A 19131-nucleotide genomic window follows, 5' to 3' on the forward strand; every position below is an offset into this window, starting at 1 on the left:
GCCCAACGCGGCCGCAGATCCCCTGGGGAATTCTGCGGCCGCGCCGATGGCCTCGAGTGCGTGAAAGCGAGGCTCGTTAAGCCTCGACCTCGGAGCGGTCCCCCGACCACAGCGTGTGGAAGGTGCCCTCTGAGTCGATGCGCTTGTACGTGTGTGCACCGAAGAAGTCGCGCTGGCCCTGGATCACGGCAGCGGGCAGGCGCTCCGCGCGCAGCGCGTCGTAGTACGACAGCGACGACGAGAACGCAGGTGCTGGCACTCCCGCAAGAGCGGCCTGCGACACGACGCGACGCCATGCCGAGAGGCCACCGGCAACGGCGTCCGCAAAGTACGGGTCAACGAGCAGCGAGGCCAGGTCGGCGTCGCGCTCGTAGGCCTCGGTGATGCGGTCGAGGAAGCGTGCACGGATGATGCAGCCCTCGCGCCAAATCTTCGCCATGTCTCCACGCGTGATGTCCCAGCCGTACTCTTCCGAGGCGGCCTGAATCTGGTCGAATCCCTGCGCATACGCGACAACCTTGGACGCGTACAGAGCGAGGCGGACATCCTCGATGAAGCCTGCACGGTCGCGAATGTGGAAGTCGGATGCGTTTGCTGCGAGGACCTCGCGGGCCGCCGCACGCTGTGCACGCTGCGACGAGATTGCACGAGCGAACGTGGCCTCGGCGATTCCGGTGACCGGTGCACCAAGGTCGAGCGCGGACTGCACGGTCCAGCGACCGGTGCCCTTCTGGCCTGCCTCGTCAACGATGACGTCGACGAGGGGCTTGCCCGTCTTCTCATCGGTCTGCTTGAGGACCTCTGCCGTCACCTCAATGAGGAAGGAGTCGAGGTCGCCGGAGTTCCACTCGGCGAAAATCTCGCCGATCTCGGCGGGCGTCAGGTCCAGGCCTGCACGGAGCAGGTCGTAGGCCTCTCCGATGAGCTGCATGTCGGCGTACTCAATGCCGTTGTGGACCATCTTGACGAAGTGACCGGCACCGTCGGGGCCGACGTGGGTGCAGCACGGGGTGCCGTCTTCGGCCTTGGCTGCGATCTTCTCGAGGATGGGGCCAAGAGTCTTGTAGGACTCAGCAGGGCCGCCGGGCATGATCGAGGGGCCCAGGAGCGCGCCCTCCTCACCGCCGGAGACACCAGCACCGACGAAGTGGATGCCCTGCTCGCGCAGTGCGGCTTCGCGACGGCGGGTGTCCGGGAAGTGGGCGTTGCCGGCGTCGACGATGATGTCGCCCTTGTCCAACAGCGGGACCAGCGCGTCGATCACGGCGTCTGTGGGTCCGCCGGCCTGGACCATGACGACGATGGTGCGCGGCGTGGCCAGCGCGTCGACGAAGTCCTGCAGGCTCTCGCAGCCAATGAAGTCACCTTCGGACCCGTGGTCCTCGACGAGCGACTGCATCTTCTGCGGCGAGCGGTTGTGCACCGCCACTGTGTAGCCGTTACGGGCGAAGTTGCGCGCGAGGTTGCGCCCCATCACCGCCAGTCCTGTTACACCGATCTGCGCAAGCGCCATGGTTCATCCTTCACAAGGTTCGGGGAAGTCGTTCGCGCCACTAGCCTAGTGGCCCCTCGTCGCGTGGCGTACCGGCTCCACATACGGTCGCGCACCTAGTCTCGGGACATGGCCAAGGAGTTCCCGGAGGCACCGCCCGCCTTCCGCGACGCACTGATCTCTCTGGGGCGCGCGCAGACGCGACCAGACGTGACGTTGGCCGAGAGTCCCGCTCCGTCAAAGATCGCGCCCTACGCAGTCGCGGTCAACGGCGAGGTGACGGCTCCTGACACTGACGGGACGGGACGATTCGTGCTCTTGCACGACCCCGCCGGGAACGACGCGTGGGAGGGCGACTTCCGCATCATCGCGCTGGTCAAGGCCGCAGTGACGCCCGAGGCCGGTGGGGACGATATCTGGGCCGACGTTGCGTGGTCCTGGCTCGAAGACGCTCTGGCTGGCGTCGAGCACCGCGCTTTGGGCGGTACAGTCACCAAGATTCTCAACCGCTCCTATGGCGAGCTCGCCGAGCGTCCTCAGGACGTGCATGTCGAGCTGCGGGTCTCCTGGACCCCGCTAGATCCGCAGATGGAGCCGCACATCCAGGCTTGGACCGAGCTACTGGCCGCATGCGCAGGCGTGCCGCCGTTGCCAGAAGGAGTGACCATGCTTCCAGGAAGCACTTCATGAGCGAAACGGCCGAACCTGTCGAGGCAGACGACACACCCGCTGCCACTCCCTTGACGGAGCCCGCTGGCGGGGTTCCACCAGTGATCGACACGATCGAGGCGCTCGAGGCCATGGCGAGCGAGTTTGCAGCGGCCTCCGGTCCCATCGCGGCCGATGCTGAGCGCGCCTCAGGGTTCCGCTACGGCCAGGCCACCTACTTGGCACAGTTCAAGCGCGCCGGCACGTCCATCGCTCTCGTCGACACGGCCGCGGTTCCGGACTTGTCCATCCTGAACGACGCGTTTGGTGACGCGGAGTGGGTCTTCCACGCCGCGAGCCAGGACCTTCCCGGTATGCATGACTTGGGGCTCAAGCCGGCATCGGTCTTCGACACGGAACTTGCAGCGCGTTTGCTGGGTTGGCCCAAGGTCGGACTTGCCGCGGTGGTTGAGCGCGAACTGGGGCTGGCGCTGGCCAAGGAGCACTCCGCGCAGGACTGGTCGACGCGCCCTCTCCCCCACGACTGGCTCGTCTACGCGGCACTGGATGTCGAGATCCTGCTTGAGTTGCGTGACGCGATGCACGGCCACCTCGTGGACGCCAACAAGTTGGAATGGGCGCGCCAAGAGTTTGAGGCAGTCCGCACCGCACCGCCGCCCCCGCCGCGCGTCGACCCATGGCGCCGAACGTCCGCTTCGCACACCGTTCGCGATCAGCGCGGACTCGCTGTGGTGCGTGGACTGTGGGAAGCGCGTGAAAAAGAGGCTCAGCGTCGCGACATGTCGCCCGGGCGCGTGCTGCGTGACCGCGCCATCGTGGCCGCCGCTCTCGCCAAGCCCACGTCGATCGAGGCCCTTGTGAAGGTCCCCGAATGGCACTCGCGCGGTACGAAGCGAGCCGCCCCTCGGTGGTACCCAGCCATCGACAAGGCGCTGCGACTGCCAGAGAACAAGCTTCCTTCCAAGCGCGGGCCCCGTGGCGATGGGCCACCTCAGCCGCGAACGTGGAAGGACAAGCGGCCGGAAGCCGCCGCGCGTCTGAACGCTGCGCGCGAGCGTATTGCTGCGTTGGTCGAGGAACACACGATGCCCGCTGAGAATCTCCTGCAGCCGGACGCGATGCGCCGGTGCTGTTGGGAGTATCGCGGCGGTGGCGAAGCGGAGATCCGTCAGTTCTTGGCAAGCCGCAATGCTCGTCAGTGGCAGATCGACCTCACCGCGCCCGAGTTGGTTGCGGCGTTCGAGGAGGCTGCAGCTGAGGCTGCGGCCCCTGATCCTGAAGCTGACACCACGGACGCAAGTGAGTCATCTGACTAACCTCTGCCCGCTGCAATCGCTTTGACACAAGCGCGTGACAGCCGTGACTGAGGTGGCTGCTGTGTAGGCACATGCGCCCCAGGAGCCACCTGCGTCACAGCGTTGTGCCAAACCGACAGGAGAGACCCTTCGAGTCGCAGGCGAAACCGTGTTGCGTCGGTCGTCGTGTCAGTCGTCGCGTAGCGCTGCGAGGGTCGCGTCGGCGATCGCACTCGCATCCAATCCAGACGCCTCCACAATCTGCGCACGTGAGGCGTGCTGCAGGAATTCGCGCGGCACTCCCCTGTGCAACCACTGTGCCTTCACGCCTGCCTGACGTGCGGCATCGGCCCATTCCTGGCCCAAGCCTGCATCCGCAAGGCCATCCTCGATGGTGACGACCCAGTCGCAATCCTTGACCAGCTCGACGAGTCCCTCTGGTACCGGGTGCACCCACGTTGCCGACGCTGCCAGCACGTCGATGCCGTCCGCGGCGATCTTCTCTGCGGCGTCAACGGCAGTGGTCGCCATGGGTCCAAGACCCAAGACCGCAACCTGGGGCTGCTCACCGTGCTCGGCCAGAATGTCCATCGCACCCACGGAGCGCGCGGCGGGAAGGTCGTCCCCCACCGGGCCCTTGGGATAGCGCACCACTGTCGGAGCGTCATCGACTGCGATGGCCTCCCGGAACGCCTGGCGCATACTCGGAGCGTCACGCGGCGCAGCAATCTGGAGAGTCGGAACGTGACGCAGCAACGCCATGTCCCACATGCCGTTGTGGCTGGGACCGTCGTCGCCGGTGATTCCGGCTCGGTCCAGCATGAACGTCACACCGGCTCCATGCAGCGCGGCATCTAGCAATACCTGGTCGAACGCACGATTGAGGAATGTCGCATAGACCGCAAACACAGGATGCATCCCTGCGAATGCCAACCCTGCTGCTGATGTGACGGCGTGCTGCTCGGCGATGCCGACATCGATCACGCGCTCGGGGAAGGCCTCGGCAAAGGGCTGCAGGCCCACCGGCTGCAGCATCGCCGCAGTGATGCCAACGAGGTCGTCACGCTCGCGACCGGCTGCGAGCATCTCTTCAGCAAACACCTTGGTCCAGCCAAACCGGCTGGGCTTCACAGGTAGCCCGGTTTCGGGGTGGATCTTGCCCACTGCATGGAAGCGGTCAGCGACGTCCTCTTCGGCCGGGATGTAGCCTCGCCCCTTCTCCGTCAGCACGTGCACCAAGACGGGTCCGCCGTAGTCGCGCGCGTGCGTCAGCGCGGCCTCAACTTGCTCGAGGTCGTGACCGTCGACCGGTCCTACATACTTGAGCCCGAGGTCTTCGAACATGCCCGGCTCAGTGATCAGGCCCTTCACAGCACGCTTGCCATGCATGACGGTCTTGTACGTGAAGGTACGCATGGGGCCGCGGTCCTTGAAGGTGCGCTTTCCCCACCCCAGGAACTGTTCATAGCGAGGATCGGTGCGGATACCGTCCAGGCGGCGAGCCAGACCACCGATCGTGGGCGCATAGGAGCGACCGTTGTCGTTCACGACGATGACCACGCGGTCCTGGGTGTCGGACACCGAGTTCAGCGCTTCCCACGCCATGCCTCCGGTCAGCGCCCCATCGCCAATCACGGCCACGGCGGTGCGGTCATCTTCGCCGCGCAGCGCGTAGCCACGTGCGATTCCGGTTGCCCACGACAGCGAGGTCGACGCGTGCGAATTCTCTACGACGTCGTGCTCAGACTCACTTCGCTGGGGGTAGCCGGCCAGTCCGCCGCGGCTACGCAGGTTCGAGAAATCCTGGCGGCCCGTCAACAGCTTGTGCACGTAGGACTGGTGGCCGGTGTCGAACACGAGGGTGTCACGCGGAGAGTCAAAGACGCGGTGGAGCCCAAGTGTGAGCTCAACGACCCCGAGGTTGGGACCGAGGTGGCCTCCGGTGCGCGACACGGAATCCACGAGAACGTCACGGATCTCGGATGCGAGCTCCGTCAATTCCTCTTGGTTCAGCGCGCGAACATCCTGCGGCTGTGAAATGCGCTCGAGCACGCAACCCTCCTGTGACTGACTAGATGACCACTGTACGGCGATAGACCTGGAAGATGGAGCAAAGGGCGCCGCGACGTGTGTCGCGGCGCCCTCGGCTCATACCTGGTCTTGAGTTACGACACCAGCGAACGCAGCACGTACTGCAGAATGCCGCCGTTGCGGAAGTAGTCCGCTTCGCCGGGGGTGTCGATGCGGACGACTGCGTCGAACTCGACGACAGTGCCGTCAGTCTTGGTCGCCTTCACGGGAAGGGTCCGCGGGTGATCGCCGTCGCTGAATGCGCTCACGCCGACGATGTCGAAGGACTCCGTACCGTCCAGTCCAAGCGTCGCGGCCGACTGGCCCTCCGGGAACTGCAACGGAAGCACGCCCATGCCGATGAGGTTCGAGCGGTGAATGCGCTCGAAGCTCTCGGTGATGACTGCACGCACGCCCAGCAGGCTGGTGCCCTTAGCGGCCCAGTCACGCGAGGATCCCGAGCCGTACTCCTTACCGGCCAGCACGACCAGCGGGGTGTCGGCAGCGGCGTAGTCCTGTGCCGCGTCGTAGATGGTGTCCTGCGCGTCCTTGATGAAGTTGTAGGTGAAACCACCCTCGACGCCATCCAGGAGCAGGTTGCGCAGGCGAATGTTCGCGAACGTTCCGCGAATCATGACCTCGTGGTTACCGCGACGTGAGCCGTACGAGTTGTAGTCACGACGCTCGATGCCGTGGTCCGCAAGGTACTTGCCGGCCGGCGAGTCTGCCTTGATGGCACCTGCAGGCGAAATGTGGTCGGTCGTGACCGAGTCGCCCAGGAGGGCCAGCACACGCGCACCGGCGATGTCCTTGACCGGCTTAGGGGTCGCCTCCATGCCCTCGAAGTACGGGGGCTTGCGCACGTAGGTCGACTCGCCGTCCCACTCGAAGGTCTTGCCATCCGGCGTGGGAAGTCCGCGCCAGCGCTCGTCACCGGCGAAGACGTCCGCGTAGTCCTTGGCGAACATCTCTTCCGTGATCGAGGACTGGACGATCGACTCCACCTCGGTGGGGTCGGGCCAGATGTCACGCAGAAAGATGTCGTTGCCGTCTGCGTCCTGACCCAGCGCGTCGTTCTCAAAGTCGTGGTGCATGGTGCCGGCGAGCGCATAGGCGATGACCAGTGGCGGCGAGGCCAAGTAGTTCATCTTCACGTCCGGGTTAATGCGGCCCTCAAAGTTGCGGTTTCCGGACAGCACGGACACCACTGCGAGGTCGTGCTCGTTGACGGCGTTCGACACGGGCTCAGGCAGCGGACCGGAGTTACCGATGCAGGTCGTGCAGCCGTAGCCCACCAGGTGGTAGCCCAGCTTCTCGAGGTCGCCCCACAGGCCGGCCTTCTCGTAGTAGTCGGTGACGACCTGCGAACCAGGTGCCATCGACGTCTTGACCCACGGCTTGACTCCCAGGCCCAACTTGTTGGCGTTGCGCGCCAGGAGCGCGGCGGCCAGCATGACAGAGGGGTTCGAGGTGTTGGTGCACGAGGTGATCGACGCGATCACGACGTCACCGTCCTTCAGAGGAACCTCGGTACCGTCCTCGTCGATGTAAGTGCCGTGGCCGCCCTTGGAACTCTTGTAGTTCTCGAGGTCCTTGCCGAACTGTTCCTTCGAGTCCGTCAGCGCGACGCGGTCCTGCGGACGCTTGGGGCCGGCGATAGAGGGGACAACCGTCGACAGGTCGAGCTCGATGTACTCGGAGAACACGGGCTCCACGTAGCCCTCAGCGGAGGGGTCGTGCCACATGCCCTGCTCCTTGCAGTACGCCTCGACCAGCTTGACCTGGTCGTCGGAGCGTCCAGTGAGGCGCAGGTAGTCGATCGTGACGTCGTCGATGGGGAACATCGCGGCGGTCGAGCCGAACTCGGGCGACATGTTGCCGATCGTGGCGCGGTTGGCCAGCGGCACTGCGCCGACACCCTCGCCGTAGAACTCGACAAACTTGCCGACCACGCCGTGCTGGCGCAGCATCTGGGTGATCGTGAGCACGACGTCGGTCGCCGTCGCACCGGAAGGGATCTCGCCGGTGAGCTTGAAGCCCACGACCTTGGGGATCAGCATCGAGACGGGCTGGCCCAGCATCGCGGCCTCTGCCTCGATACCGCCCACGCCCCAGCCCAGGACACCCAGGCCGTTGATCATCGTGGTGTGCGAGTCGGTGCCCACACAGGAGTCGGGGTAGGCCTGGACCGTGCCGTCTTCGTCGCGGGTCATGACGCCACGCGCCAAGTACTCGAGGTTGACCTGGTGGACGATTCCGGTGCCCGGGGGGACGACCTTGAAGTTGTCGAATGCCGTCTGTCCCCAGCGGAGGAACTGGTAACGCTCGCGGTTGCGCTCGTACTCAAGCTTGGTGTTGAGTTCGAGTGCGTCCTTGCGGCCAAAGACGTCGATGACGACGGAGTGGTCAATGACCATCTCGGCAGGCGCAAGCGGGTTGATAACAGCGGGGTCGCCGCCAAGTTCGACGACAGCCTCACGCATCGTGGCAAGGTCCACGACGCACGGAACGCCGGTGAAGTCCTGCATCACGACACGGGCAGGAGTGAACTGAATTTCGGTATCAGGGGCGGCCTGCGGGTCCCACGAGGCAAGCGCCTGCACGTGATCGGCCGTGATGTTCGCGCCGTCCTCGGTGCGCAGCAGTGCCTCGGCTAGGACCTTCAACGAGAAGGGAAGCTTCTCCAGACCGGGTACCGCACCGAGGCGGTAGATCTCGTAGGCCTTGTCGTCCACGTTCAGCGTGGCTTTGGCTCCCAAAGTGTTCTCGCTCATGCACATCCTCCGTTGGTGTTGACCGGCGTCCAGTCTACCGGCCCTGGTGCCCAGCCGATGTTTGTATCAGCGGCGCTCAAAGGTCGCCACTGTCTCGACATGGTGGGTCATGGGAAACAGGTCATGGGCCGTGGCGTCGACTAGCGAGTAGCCGTGCTCGGCTAACGTCGCCGTGTCACGCGCCAAGGCCACGGGGTCGCAGGCAACATACACGATCCGTGGCACGCCCACCATGGCCTCGAGGGTCGCGGCACCTGCGCCCGAGCGCGGTGGATCAAGCACAATCGCATCCATAGGGCCGATGCCCGCTTGCAGTGTGCGGCGCACGTCGCCCTGGACAATGCGGGCGCTGGGCGCCGCGTGACAGTTGCGCTTGGCGGCGCGCGATGCGTCGGCGTCGGCCTCGACCGACAGCACCTCGCGGCCCGTGGCGGCCAGGGGCAGTGTGAACAGGCCCGCACCCGCGTACAGGTCAGCAACTCGTTCGGCATCCCCCACGCGATCCAGCACTTCCTGCGCGAGGAGCGCGGGGGCTTCGACGTGAACCTGCCAAAACCCATCCGTGGCGACCTTAAAGTCATGTGTCGCGCCACCGGCCGTGAAGGATTGTCGCACCGTCCGCGGCGCATTCGGGCGCTTGTCGAGCCGGCCCGCATTCCAGGGAACACCGTCGACCGTCGCTCGCACTGCGCCGTCAGAGCCCTGTGCAAGCGAGATCCGCGCACCGGCACGAATCCGCATGCTCAGCAGGAGCTCCTCAAGTTCCGGAGTGGCCAGTGGCATCGACTCCAACGCGTGGAGGTCACGCGAACGGTGGCCGCGCATCGCTGGTCGGCCCTCGGCATCGGTCGTTGCGGAGACGCGGGTCCGGTACGCCAGTCCCCCGCGCTCGTCCTCGCCGGGCGCAGCCACAACCTCGCCAGGAAAATCTCTCTTCGCAAAGCGCTCGAAGGACTCTTGCAGGACCGCGGCCTTCCAGCGCCGCTGGCCTGCCAAGGAGACATGTCCAAGCTCTCCCCCGCCCACACCTCCAGCTCCGGCCTGGGGCCAGGGGGACGGCACCCGGTCTTCCGATGCCTCAAGAATCTCCACAGCATCGGCCCGCCAGAGCTTTGCATCGTCACCGGACTCGGTCAGCCGTGCTCGCACCTTCTCGCCGGGCAACGCATGGCGGACAAAGACCACCCGTCCATCGAGTCGGGCGACGCAGTGGCCGCCGTGCGCGGGAGCACCGACCTCAAGCTCGATCAGCGCTTCGGTCACGGCAACTCCTCGTTTGGTTCGGGTGCCTCTTCACGGGCGATGTCTTCACGCGCTGACTCCAGGTGCCACGGCACTGCTGCCACGACAACTCCCTTGAGTCCCAGCAACTGCGCTCGCAACTTCGATGTCGAGCGATTGTGCAGGAGACGCTCCCACCAGCGTCCCACGATGTACTCGGGAACGTAGACCACGACCACCTCTCGGGGACTGTCGCGGTGAATCGTCGTGACGTACTCCATCACCGGGCCCACAAGGTCGCGGTACGGCGAATCAAGAATGACCAATGGCACACCGGAATCGATCTGCCCCCAGTCTCGCTGGAGCTTCGCCGCCGAGGACCGCTCGATCTGCACGCCCACGGCCTCCAGAGTCGAGTGACGCGCGGCCTTCGCGTATGCCAGCGCACGCAGTGCGGGGCGGTGAAGTTGGGCGATGAGGACGACACCGCGAGTCGAGCTGGGAAGCGCCACTTCAAGATCGCTCTTGTCGAGCCGCACATCTGCTCGCACCGCCGCATAGTGCCTGTTAGTGGCGTGCATGAGCACGACCAGGCCGCAAATGAGTGCGACCGCGATCCACGCGCCATTGACGAAGTTGAAGATCAGGACGGCCAGCCACACCGCGGCAGCAACGATCGCCGCGACGATGTGGAGCGTCTTGCGTCCGATCAGGCGCGTGCGGGCTGGCCGCAGCGTCGCAAGCTTGAGCTTCCTGTCCGTCCAGCGCACCATCGCGACTTGGCTCAGGACAATCGAAGTAAAGACACCCACGACGTACATGTGGATGAGGGTCTCGACCTCTGCGCCGGCCAGCGCGACCACCACCGCAGACATCGTGGCGACCAGGAGAACACCCCCGCGCAGGACGGCGCGGTCGTTGCGCATCGACAGCTGGCGCGGAAGGTAGGCGTCCTTGGCCAGGTAGGACGTGAGGTCCGAGAAGCGCCTAAAGACTGCAGCGATCGCGGCGTAGAGCAGGGCGCCCGCAATAGCCGCGACGATCCACACGGCGAAGGCCTGCAGGAAGACGTTCTCTGCCACCTGGAGCAGGATGGGGCCCTTGGACCAGCCCGTAATGCGATACGTCCACGCGAGGTAGGCGACCGAGAAGAACGCGACGGCAGAGATCGCGACGGCGATGATCAGCGTGCGGCCTGCGCGCCGCCCCCGCGGCTTGGCATGGTGCGGAGCGGACGCGGCCAGGTGCTCGATTCCCGTCACCATCACGGCACCGGACGCGATCGCTCCTGCGTAGGAGAACCACACGGACCACGTCTCAGGCGAGTTGGCGGCGATGGGGCTGGCAATGTCTGAACTGAATCGCGTCAGGCCCAGCACGACCATCACCGCGATGACCACGAGGAATCCGAACCACACCGTCAAGAGGATGCGGGCGCGGTCGCGCATGACCCGCAGCATCGCGAGCGTGACGAGCCCCACGATCGCGACAGACAACGGCACGTCCCAGTCCTGTAACTGCGGGATGAGGAATGCGACGAGCTGGGTGATGGCGGCAACAGACACGGCGACGGTGAACAGGTAGTCGACCAGGACCGACGCTCCGGTCACCACTCCCGCGCGACGCCCAAGGACGTCGCGAACCAGGCCGTAGTCGCCCAGGCTGTCGGGACGCGCTTGCACGTTCGAGCGGTAGGCAAAGCCCAACAGCAGCATGATCAGCACCACGCCGAGCGCCATGTACGGGATGGCTCCCTGCTGGCTGCCGTGGCGGAGTGCGTCGACGACGGCGTCGGGGGCGTACGTGACCGCGGAAAGGATGCCCGCGCCGAACACCGGAAGGGCAAGGCGCGTGCGTAGAGTCACGGGTTGCAGCGCGTCCGTCGCGATAGGCTGCCCGAACACCAGGCGCCTCAGCTTGTCTAGAACTCCTCGCACGTCGCACCATCCTAGGCGCAGGGGGTATAGCGTGGTGGACCGTGCACATCGTCATCATGGGTTGTGGACGTACTGGCTCCGCGCTAGCGTCCGAATTTGAGTCCCGCGGACACTCCGTCGCGGTCATCGACAGGGTCGGCGACGCGTTCCGTCGCCTCCCCAACGATTTCCAAGGCCAGAAGATCACCGGAATCGGCTTTGACCGCGAGACTCTGGTCTCCGCAGGCGTCGAGCAGGCGTATGCGTTTGCGGCCGTGTCCTCCGGAGATAACTCGAATATCCTCGCCGCCCGGGTGGTGCGCGAGACGTACGGCGTCGACAACGTGATCGCGCGCATCGCCGACTCTGGCCGCGCCGAGGTGTACAGGCGGCTCGGGATCCCGACGGTGGCGCCCGTGCCGTGGACCAGCGCACAAATCGTGTCGCGCTTGTTGCCCGGTGGTGTCGAGGAGAGCTTCACCGACACCAATGCGGGTGTATCCGTCCGAAGGCTCGCGGTCAATGGCGCCTGGGTGGGTCGCAAGATCACTGAACTGGAAACCGCGACCGGCACACGCGTCGCCTACATTGTGCGCTTCGGCAAGGCGCTGCTGCCCGAGCCGTCGACCCTCCTCCAGTCCGACGACGAGGCACATTTCGTCATTCCCGCCGATGTCGCAAGCACCGCCGAACGCGTTGTCTCACGAGCACCTGGAGCACAACAATGAAGGTTCTGATTGCCGGCGCCGGCTCCGTGGGACGCTCCATCGCACGCGACTTGCTCAGCCACGGGCACGAGGTCTTGCTCATGGACAACACCCCGGCGGCAATGCGCGTCGCCCAGGTGGCGGAAGCCGACTGGATGCTTGCGGACGCATGCGAGATGAGCGCGCTGCGCGAAGCCGGCACGGAGGAAATGGACGTGGTCGTCGCCGCGACCGGTGACGATAAGTCAAACCTCGTGGTGTCGTTCCTGGCGAAGACAGAGTTTGGTGTTCCGCGCACTGTCGCCCGCGTGAACAACCCCCGCAATGAGTGGATGTATGACGCTCAGTGGGGCGTGGACGTGGCTGTCTCCACACCACGCATCATGACGGCCATGGTTGAAGAGGCCGTGGCCGTGGGCGATCTCGTAAAGGTCTTCACGTTCCACCAGTCCGGCGCATCCATCATCGAGGTGACGCTGCCCCCCGACTCCCCCATCGTGGGAGCGACCGTCCGGCAGATTCCGTGGCCGCCGGAAACCGTGCTGTCGTGCATTGTCAGGACCGACCGCACCATCGCGCCGTCGCCCGCGGACACGCTCGAAGCCCACGACGAACTGCTATTTATTATGTCGGCTGAGGCGGATCCTGAGGCTCTGGACGCGGTGTTGCGTTCCGCACCATCAGCCACACCACCCACAGAGTGAGTGCGAACAGCGGCACGCCCATCGCAAGACGTGCTGTTCCCAGCGCCGCTACCTGATCGGTGAAGTACAGCGGTAGCTGCACCGCAAGCCGCAGGATGTACATCCCCACGAGCACTGCCGTCGCGCGCTGAAACACCCGCATCTGCACGGGGTCGCTGCGCCATCCCTTCCAGTCACCGTGGATAAGGCCCACGACGATGCCGACCAGCGGCCAACGCACCACCATCGAGATGACGGTGCCGATGCCGTAGATCGTGTTGATCCACAGGCCGGGCACAAAATAGTCCTCAGGCTCTCCTGTGCGCCATGCCCAGATTGCTCCAATGGCCACACCTACGGCGCCCGCAAGAGCCTGCTGGATGCTCGAGCGTTGGATCAAGCGGATCACAACGAGCACGGCCATGGTGGCAACGGCTGCGATCACGGGGACGCGCATGCCGCCCACGGTCAAGAACATCAGGACAAAGACGAAGCCGGGCGCTACGGATTCGATGAAGCCACGCCAGCCACCGACTGCCTCTTGAAACGAGAACTCGTCCGAGGACAGCATCTGGCCAATACGGCCCTCTGAGGCCTTCTGGCTCGCGGCCTCGATCGCAGGCTCGTCTGCCTGTGTCCCGTCGCGTCCAGCGTTCACACCCTGGTCATCGCGTTCAGCGTCGCGTTCGCGCGTCACAGCGTGTACTGGGGATTGAAGATTCGGGGCAGGTCCTCAGCGTCGCTGACACGACCTTCGACGCTCATCATGGCGCCTGGTTCAACGCCCGGGATTTCACGCCTGCCCATGAACACCACGTCCATGCGGCCGGTGCCGTCGTCGATACGCGCGGTCAGTTGCGGGGCAGCATCACGAGGCTCGATGCGAATCGACACGATCCGGCCCCGCACTGCGGCAATGGTCCGCGGCGCAGCGGACGAGATCGACCTCGTGATGTCGGTAGCGGTCACGCCTGGGCACCCTTGCCGTCGTCCTTGTGGAATCGCGGGAAGTCGAGCACCAGAACCGACCCAGCGATCATGGGGCTTGGCCCGCGGTCAATCGCGCACTGCGACAGCAACGCGTTGATGCGCTCGCGCGTCTCATCGGAATGTACGGATGGGCCCATCGAAACGGCTTTCAGAAGCCACCGCGCGCCGTCGATGCCCTGAAACCGCATGGGGATCTCGACCTCGTCGCCGGCCTTATTTTTGCGCTTGAGAGTAGCCGCAAGTTCAGCACCGAAGTGCCCCTCTTCCGCACGCATGTCGCCCGTAGCGCGTAGCCGGTCGCTGACGGCTCGCCGAGTCTCGGTCCACTGGCCGGTGCCGCGTCCTGCGGCGATGACCTGGAGTTGCACCTGACAGTCGGCGACTTTGACGCTGATCGCGCCGCACTTGTCGTTCGACGGATCGATCTCTGCGCGCACCTTCATGTGGGGGATCGCAGGCAGACGCAGGGGTCCGTAGTAGATGAACTCCTTGTCCTGCGGGATGGAAGTCCAGTCCCACGGCCCATCAGCGATCTGTAGATCGTCGAGTCCGTCGTCGAATCCAGCGTCGTCGCTCATCCTGTTACTCCAGTTGATCCAAATCCGCCTTCGCCACGGTGGGACCCCGGAAGGTCTTCCACGTGGACAAATGCGGCTCTCTCGACCCGCTGAATCACCAGCTGGGCAATCCGGTCTCCCGCGTTGAACGTGACCGTCTCCACAGCGTCGGTATTCAACAGCGTTACCTTCACCTCGCCACGGTACCCGGCGTCAACGGTGCCCGGAGCATTCACCACAGTGATGCCGTGACGGGCAGCGAGCCCCGAGCGCGGGTGCACGAACGCTGCGTATCCCGCGGGCAGTGCAATCCGCACCCCGGTGGGGACGGTAGTCCGTTCCCCTGGGGCGAGCGTGACGGCCACGCGCGTGGTCAGGTCCGCTCCCGCATCTCCCGGGTGGGAGTATGCAGGGAGCGGAACTTCGGCACTCGTCGTGGAGACGAGCACCTCGAGATCAGCCATTGTTGTCGCCTAGATTTAAGCGGCGCACTCGGAGCAGATCGGCTGGTCGCCACGCAGCTGCGCGAGCTGGCTGCGGTGGTGCACGAGGAAGCACGACATGCACGTGAACTCATCCTGCTGCGCAGGAAGGACACGTACCGACAGTTCCTCGCCGGAGAGGTCGGCTCCGGGCAGTTCGAAGCCTTCAGCCGCCTCCGTCTCATCTTCGTCGACCACACCGGACGACTTGTCGTTGCGGCGGGCCTTCAACTCCTCGATGGAATCGGCCGAGATCTCATCATCGGTCTTCCGAGGTGCATCGTAATCAGTTGCCATCAGGCGGTTGTTCCCTTCACGTAAAACACCGTGGGCCTACGTCTAAGTCGGAGAACCAAATTATTCTCACGAGCGCAGGCATTGTGCCCCAAAAAACGCGAGGGCGCGACTCTAGGCGTCGGCGCGTGCCCAGGTTCTGTCTGCTCCTGCCTTAACGAGCGCATCGCGCAAGTCATTCCAACGACTCTCCGGGGCCGCGATAAGCAGCCGCTCATCGGCCCCGCCACCGTCGATACCTGCGACCTTGAGACCGGCTTCCGTGGCGATCAATTCGCCGGCAGCAAAGTCCCAAGCATTGAGACCGTGCTCGTAGTACGCATCCACGATTCCAGCCGCCGCGTGACACAAATCGATCGCTGCAGACCCAAGTCGCCGGATGTCACGCACCTGCGGCAACATGCGAGTCACGATCTCGCCCTGGATTGCACGCCGCGACGCCTGGTACTGAAAACCGGTGGCAAGCAACGTGTGAGCCAGGTCGGGCCCGCCGTCGCGTATGAGCGGGGTGTCGTCGCACCGGGCCCCCTCGCCGCGGGCGGCTGACCACAGTCGTCCCGTCCCATCGAAGACCGCGCCCGCTTCAAGCGTCCACTCCCCCGGCCTCGCGGGACCCGTCACGGCCGCGACAGAGACTCCGTAGTGCGGGATGCCGTAGAGATAGTTCACGGTGCCGTCGATGGGGTCAAGCACCCACGTCACGCCCGAGTCCCCTGCCGTGTCGGCGCCCTCTTCGCCGTGCACCGCGTCGTCCGGACGCAACTCGCTGAGGCGACGCCTGAGTAATTGCTCTGCCGCGACGTCCATCTGAGTCACGATGTCGACGGAGGACGACTTTGTAGCGGCAACCTCTGCGGTTGCGCGCCCTCGAGTGATCAGTTCCCCCGCCTCGGTGGCAAGTGAGCATGCGATGTCGACAAGTGAGGGAGCCATCAGCCCATCCTGCCGCACAAATGAGGGCCTGTGTCAGGGCCGATGCCCGGGCTGGGATTGTCCTCCGGCTCACCTGGTCCTGACCCAGGAACACTTCGGTGCTCTCCGCGCCCGGAGACGCACATCAAACGCGCCGCGTGGCATCCACACATTGCGTGTGCCGCGTGGCAATCTGTGGACATGATGCGTCTGACACTTGTGCGGCCCGCCGAAGACGGCGAGCACCTGATCGTCGCCGACGACAACGGCACCGAGTATGAGCTTGTGCTCACGGCAGACCTGCGGCGCGCCGCAAATACTGTCAGGCCACGCCCCGAACGGGACGACGCTGAAGCATCGCCGACCATGTCGCCGCGTGAGATCCAGCAGCGCATCCGAGGCGGACTCAACGCAGCAGAACTGGCTGAACTCACAGGGCAACCTATCGAGGTCTTCCAGCGCTACGAGCAGCCGGTCGCTGCCGAGCGTAGCTATATCGCCGACATTGCGCGCAGCACTCGCATCGGCCGTGACGCAGACTCCCCGGTGCTGGGCGACCTCGTCACTGACCGCCTCGCCGGTCGCGGCGTCGACCCGGATGCCATCGTGTGGGACGCCTGGCGTGCCGTCGATGAACCGTGGATGGTGGCAGTCGACTACCCCATTGATGGTCGGACGGTCCGCGCCCAGTGGAACTTCGATCACACCGCCCGCCACCTCACAGCGCTCGACGATGAGGCACGCTGGCTCACCGAGACAGAACTTCTCGACGTGCCAATCCCCAAGCGTCACTTGAGCGCCGTACGTGACGCTAAGGCAGATGCTGCACGGCCACTCGAAGCAGTTCGCCCCGCAGTCCCGCAGCCAGAGACGGCTGCGATCCCGGAAGTGGACGAGCCTCAGCAGACCGAACTTCTCCTCGACGACCTCGAGAGCCGGCGCGGCACACGCGACGCAGTTGAGGTCGGCGAGTTTGACGACGAGGACGATGACGACGACGGCGGCTTTGAGGGCTTCGGTCCGGCTGTCCAACGTCAGCGACAGGCAGAGGTGGGCTTTACAGCAACACCGTCAGCCAGGTCTGCTTCCGCAACGACCGGTTCCACTGCGCCCAGTGCCGCGGAGCCTCCGAGCGCTCCGTCAGCTGCCGAGGGCGCTCATGAGACCGAACCCAAGAAGCCGCGCCGTGGCCGCTCGTCAGTTCCGAGCTGGGACGAGATCGTCTTCGGCGCAAAGAACGACTAAGGCGTCACGACACCATCAGCAGAGGGACGTCCAGTTCCATCGGAGTCAGTGAACCGTGGACGCCAATGAGCGCACGTGAACGTTCGCTCTGGGTACGCGAGTCCACGATCGTGGCATTCGACGCCATCGCTACCACGACGTCCCCGATGCGGTCGTCGACCTCAGGGTCCATGACGCCAAACAGTTCAGCCTGCCTGGCCTGATCCCGAGTGGCGACCACCCCGCTTTCACCAATGACGTCTTGCCAGCGCAGAGCCACCGCAGTTGGATCGGCTCCGGGCGTGAGGTGCAAGTGAAGCGCTCGCGGCTCCCCTGCCACCAGGTCGACGCTGTCGCGTAGCGCGGGCACATCCTCGACGTTCCACACTCGACCACCCGTGGTGTCGATCATGCCGTGGTCGGCGGTGACCACCATGGAGGCACCACGCGGCAGAGATCGCGCGAGTATTTGCAGTTCACGATCGGCGTCCTCGAGCGCTGCAACCCATTGGTCGCTCTCCCACCCGTGCTTGTGGCCAGCCGCGTCGATCTCACCCCAATAGCAGTACGACACGCCAGGCTTACGCGCGGCTCGTAGGGCGACCTCGATGCGCTCGCTTAAGGTCTCTGCGCCCACGAAAGTGCCGCCATGGAGCGCTGCCTGAGTGAGGCCTGATCCAGCGAAACGCCGCTGGCCGAGCGTGGTCACCGCAACCCCGGCATCGGCCCCTTGCTGCAGGATTCCAGGCTGCCGCTGCCATTCTTCGGGCGGATAGGCGCCCTCCCACGACACGAGGTTCGCAAGCGTTCCCGTGCGGGGGTTGCGGGCCGAGTACCCGGTCATTCCCGTGCGGCCAGCCGGCTGTCCGGTGCCGAGAAGGGCAAGGGCCGAAGCCGTGGTTGAGGGATACCCCGTGGTGATAGTTCCGCTCTCGATCGAGCGCAAAAAGGGCGCGTGGCCGCGGCGGGCTTCAAGTAGGTGGTGGCCGAGCCCATCCAGCAGCACCACGACGACGTGGCGCGCACGGGGAAGCCCCAACCTCCTCCGGTCCGCACCGGCATCACGGCCTGTAACGGCATCCCCTGCGCCCACAGCATCGAAGGCCGCGGGCATGACCGCACCGAGTTCACGTCCGCCGTAGTCCGGCAGTCGCAGCCCTACGGCACGCAGCGCATCAATCACGACGTGCGCGTCGTTGCCAGTTGAACAGCGGCCGCGAAGTCCGACAGTGCGCGGACCGTCTCCTCGCCGTCGGCGATAGTACTGACCCGCACCAAGGTGTCGTCGCCCGTGATGCCACCCGAGTAACCGTGATCAGCGTCACAGTTGGCATCGCCACAATTGGCTGGCTCGAGGTCGATGCGCGAGTGGACACCCCATCCCACTGCGAGAACCAGTTCGGAGGGCACGTCGCCGTCCGAGAAGTGCTCGGGGTGGTGCACCACGTGCGTCATCGCCACATGCGTCACCGCGCTGAGCTGTGCCGTCTCAACGGTCGCGGAGGCCTCATGGGTGCCCTCTGCCGAATGTCCTGCGCCGTCATCGATGTGCATGCGAATCAGCCGCGAGGGTGTCAATACGAGCACCGTCATGTGGCGGCGCACCTCACGGTCATCGAAGGTGGTCTCCGCATGCACGAAGTGCGCGTCGACGGTTTCACGGCCGATGGCCTGGCGGAGTACCGAGTTCGACAGCGCTGGGTAATACCCGGCTCCGGCGACGGCCTGGTCAAGGGTCTGTGGCATGCGGGTATTCTTCCACTTCGCACGCTGGGTGACCACTTGCGCCGCGTGGCACCCCTGTGGTGTCAGCGGCACACGGCACAATAGCCCGCAGTCCCGAAT

Annotated in this window: 18 protein-coding genes; 5 read left to right on the forward strand and 13 right to left on the reverse strand. The window is 65.2% G+C overall.

Annotation, left to right across the window (positions count from 1 at the left end):
- Positions 1-76: 76 nt before the first annotated feature.
- A complete protein-coding gene (gene gnd / locus AOP74_RS09880; RefSeq protein ID WP_061962211.1) occupies positions 77-1513 on the reverse strand; it encodes an NADP-dependent phosphogluconate dehydrogenase in 1437 nt (478 codons plus the stop codon).
- Between the two features lie 108 nt (positions 1514-1621).
- Here gnd and AOP74_RS09885 point away from each other — a divergent pair, with 108 nt between their 5' ends.
- Both AOP74_RS09885 and AOP74_RS09890 read left to right on the forward strand, forming a co-directional pair.
- Positions 1622-2182 (forward strand): DUF3000 domain-containing protein, encoded by a 561-nt coding sequence (locus tag AOP74_RS09885; protein WP_061962212.1) that lies wholly within the window; start codon positions 1622-1624, stop codon positions 2180-2182.
- Positions 2179-3477, forward strand: a complete 1299-nt coding sequence (locus AOP74_RS09890; RefSeq protein WP_061962213.1) for an HRDC domain-containing protein — start codon at positions 2179-2181, stop codon at positions 3475-3477. Before AOP74_RS09885 ends, AOP74_RS09890 begins: the two co-directional genes overlap by 4 nt.
- A 168-nt stretch (positions 3478-3645) precedes the next feature.
- Here AOP74_RS09890 and dxs read toward each other — a convergent pair whose 3' ends face one another.
- The 4 genes from dxs to AOP74_RS09910 form a co-directional block, all read right to left on the reverse strand.
- Positions 3646-5508, reverse strand: a complete 1863-nt coding sequence (gene dxs, locus AOP74_RS09895) for a 1-deoxy-D-xylulose-5-phosphate synthase (protein WP_061962214.1) — start codon at positions 5506-5508, stop codon at positions 3646-3648.
- 113 nt (positions 5509-5621) lie between these two features.
- Positions 5622-8300, reverse strand: coding sequence for an aconitate hydratase AcnA (gene acnA, locus AOP74_RS09900; RefSeq protein WP_061962215.1), 2679 nt, complete (start codon positions 8298-8300; stop codon positions 5622-5624).
- Positions 8301-8366: 66 nt separating this feature from the next.
- Positions 8367-9563: a class I SAM-dependent RNA methyltransferase gene (locus tag AOP74_RS09905; RefSeq protein ID WP_061962216.1), complete on the reverse strand. Its 1197-nt coding sequence runs from the start codon at positions 9561-9563 to the stop codon at positions 8367-8369.
- The gene (locus AOP74_RS09910) at positions 9560-11458 is read right to left on the reverse strand and encodes an APC family permease (RefSeq protein WP_160297481.1); all 1899 of its coding nucleotides are present in this window, start codon (positions 11456-11458) and stop codon (positions 9560-9562) included. The genes AOP74_RS09905 and AOP74_RS09910 overlap by 4 nt, the downstream gene beginning before the upstream one ends.
- Positions 11459-11499: 41 nt before the next feature.
- Here AOP74_RS09910 and AOP74_RS09915 point away from each other — a divergent pair, with 41 nt between their 5' ends.
- Both AOP74_RS09915 and AOP74_RS09920 read left to right on the forward strand, forming a co-directional pair.
- A complete protein-coding gene (locus AOP74_RS09915) occupies positions 11500-12165 on the forward strand; it encodes a potassium channel family protein (RefSeq protein WP_061962218.1) in 666 nt (221 codons plus the stop codon).
- The gene (locus AOP74_RS09920; RefSeq protein ID WP_061962219.1) at positions 12162-12848 is read left to right on the forward strand and encodes a potassium channel family protein; all 687 of its coding nucleotides are present in this window, start codon (positions 12162-12164) and stop codon (positions 12846-12848) included. Before AOP74_RS09915 ends, AOP74_RS09920 begins: the two co-directional genes overlap by 4 nt.
- Here the strand turns inward: AOP74_RS09920 and AOP74_RS09925 are convergent.
- The 6 genes from AOP74_RS09925 to AOP74_RS09950 form a co-directional block, all read right to left on the reverse strand.
- Positions 12769-13524: a DUF3159 domain-containing protein gene (locus AOP74_RS09925; protein WP_061962220.1), complete on the reverse strand. Its 756-nt coding sequence runs from the start codon at positions 13522-13524 to the stop codon at positions 12769-12771. The genes AOP74_RS09920 and AOP74_RS09925 overlap by 80 nt on opposite strands.
- The gene (locus tag AOP74_RS09930) at positions 13521-13796 is read right to left on the reverse strand and encodes an OB-fold nucleic acid binding domain-containing protein (protein WP_061962221.1); all 276 of its coding nucleotides are present in this window, start codon (positions 13794-13796) and stop codon (positions 13521-13523) included. Before AOP74_RS09930 ends, AOP74_RS09925 begins: the two co-directional genes overlap by 4 nt.
- A complete protein-coding gene (locus AOP74_RS09935; RefSeq protein ID WP_061962222.1) occupies positions 13793-14395 on the reverse strand; it encodes a DUF3710 domain-containing protein in 603 nt (200 codons plus the stop codon). The genes AOP74_RS09930 and AOP74_RS09935 overlap by 4 nt, the downstream gene beginning before the upstream one ends.
- The gene (gene dut, locus AOP74_RS09940) at positions 14392-14838 is read right to left on the reverse strand and encodes a dUTP diphosphatase (RefSeq protein WP_061962223.1); all 447 of its coding nucleotides are present in this window, start codon (positions 14836-14838) and stop codon (positions 14392-14394) included. Before dut ends, AOP74_RS09935 begins: the two co-directional genes overlap by 4 nt.
- Before the next feature lie 15 nt (positions 14839-14853).
- The gene (locus AOP74_RS09945; RefSeq protein WP_061962224.1) at positions 14854-15153 is read right to left on the reverse strand and encodes a DUF4193 domain-containing protein; all 300 of its coding nucleotides are present in this window, start codon (positions 15151-15153) and stop codon (positions 14854-14856) included.
- 111 nt (positions 15154-15264) lie between these two features.
- The gene (locus tag AOP74_RS09950; RefSeq protein WP_061962225.1) at positions 15265-16083 is read right to left on the reverse strand and encodes an inositol monophosphatase family protein; all 819 of its coding nucleotides are present in this window, start codon (positions 16081-16083) and stop codon (positions 15265-15267) included.
- Between the two features lie 180 nt (positions 16084-16263).
- Here AOP74_RS09950 and sepH point away from each other — a divergent pair, with 180 nt between their 5' ends.
- A complete protein-coding gene (sepH, locus tag AOP74_RS09955; RefSeq protein ID WP_061962226.1) occupies positions 16264-17307 on the forward strand; it encodes a septation protein SepH in 1044 nt (347 codons plus the stop codon).
- Between the two features lie 4 nt (positions 17308-17311).
- Here the strand turns inward: sepH and AOP74_RS09960 are convergent, their stop codons facing one another.
- Both AOP74_RS09960 and AOP74_RS09965 read right to left on the reverse strand, forming a co-directional pair.
- Positions 17312-18469 (reverse strand): alkaline phosphatase family protein, encoded by a 1158-nt coding sequence (locus AOP74_RS09960; RefSeq protein WP_061962227.1) that lies wholly within the window; start codon positions 18467-18469, stop codon positions 17312-17314.
- A complete protein-coding gene (locus tag AOP74_RS09965) occupies positions 18466-19032 on the reverse strand; it encodes a DUF5998 family protein (protein WP_061962228.1) in 567 nt (188 codons plus the stop codon). Before AOP74_RS09965 ends, AOP74_RS09960 begins: the two co-directional genes overlap by 4 nt.
- Positions 19033-19131 lie beyond the last annotated feature (99 nt).

Source organism: Demequina flava, from assembly GCF_000975035.1.
Lineage (GTDB): Bacteria > Actinomycetota > Actinomycetes > Actinomycetales > Demequinaceae > Demequina > Demequina flava.

Bases quoted from the DNA above. Each gene is read 5' to 3' on its own strand.
- gnd (WP_061962211.1), bottom strand. From the start codon at position 1,513: ATGGCGCTTGCGCAGATCGGTGTAACAGGACTGGCGGTGATGGGGCGC.
- AOP74_RS09885 (WP_061962212.1), top strand. From the start codon at position 1,622: ATGGCCAAGGAGTTCCCGGAGGCACCGCCCGCCTTCCGCGACGCACTG.
- AOP74_RS09890 (WP_061962213.1), top strand. From the start codon at position 2,179: ATGAGCGAAACGGCCGAACCTGTCGAGGCAGACGACACACCCGCTGCC.
- acnA (WP_061962215.1), bottom strand. From the start codon at position 8,300: ATGAGCGAGAACACTTTGGGAGCCAAAGCCACGCTGAACGTGGACGAC.
- AOP74_RS09920 (WP_061962219.1), top strand. From the start codon at position 12,162: ATGAAGGTTCTGATTGCCGGCGCCGGCTCCGTGGGACGCTCCATCGCA.
- AOP74_RS09935 (WP_061962222.1), bottom strand. From the start codon at position 14,395: ATGAGCGACGACGCTGGATTCGACGACGGACTCGACGATCTACAGATC.
- dut (WP_061962223.1), bottom strand. From the start codon at position 14,838: ATGGCTGATCTCGAGGTGCTCGTCTCCACGACGAGTGCCGAAGTTCCG.
- AOP74_RS09945 (WP_061962224.1), bottom strand. From the start codon at position 15,153: ATGGCAACTGATTACGATGCACCTCGGAAGACCGATGATGAGATCTCG.
- AOP74_RS09950 (WP_061962225.1), bottom strand. From the start codon at position 16,083: ATGGCTCCCTCACTTGTCGACATCGCATGCTCACTTGCCACCGAGGCG.
- sepH (WP_061962226.1), top strand. From the start codon at position 16,264: ATGATGCGTCTGACACTTGTGCGGCCCGCCGAAGACGGCGAGCACCTG.
- AOP74_RS09965 (WP_061962228.1), bottom strand. From the start codon at position 19,032: ATGCCACAGACCCTTGACCAGGCCGTCGCCGGAGCCGGGTATTACCCA.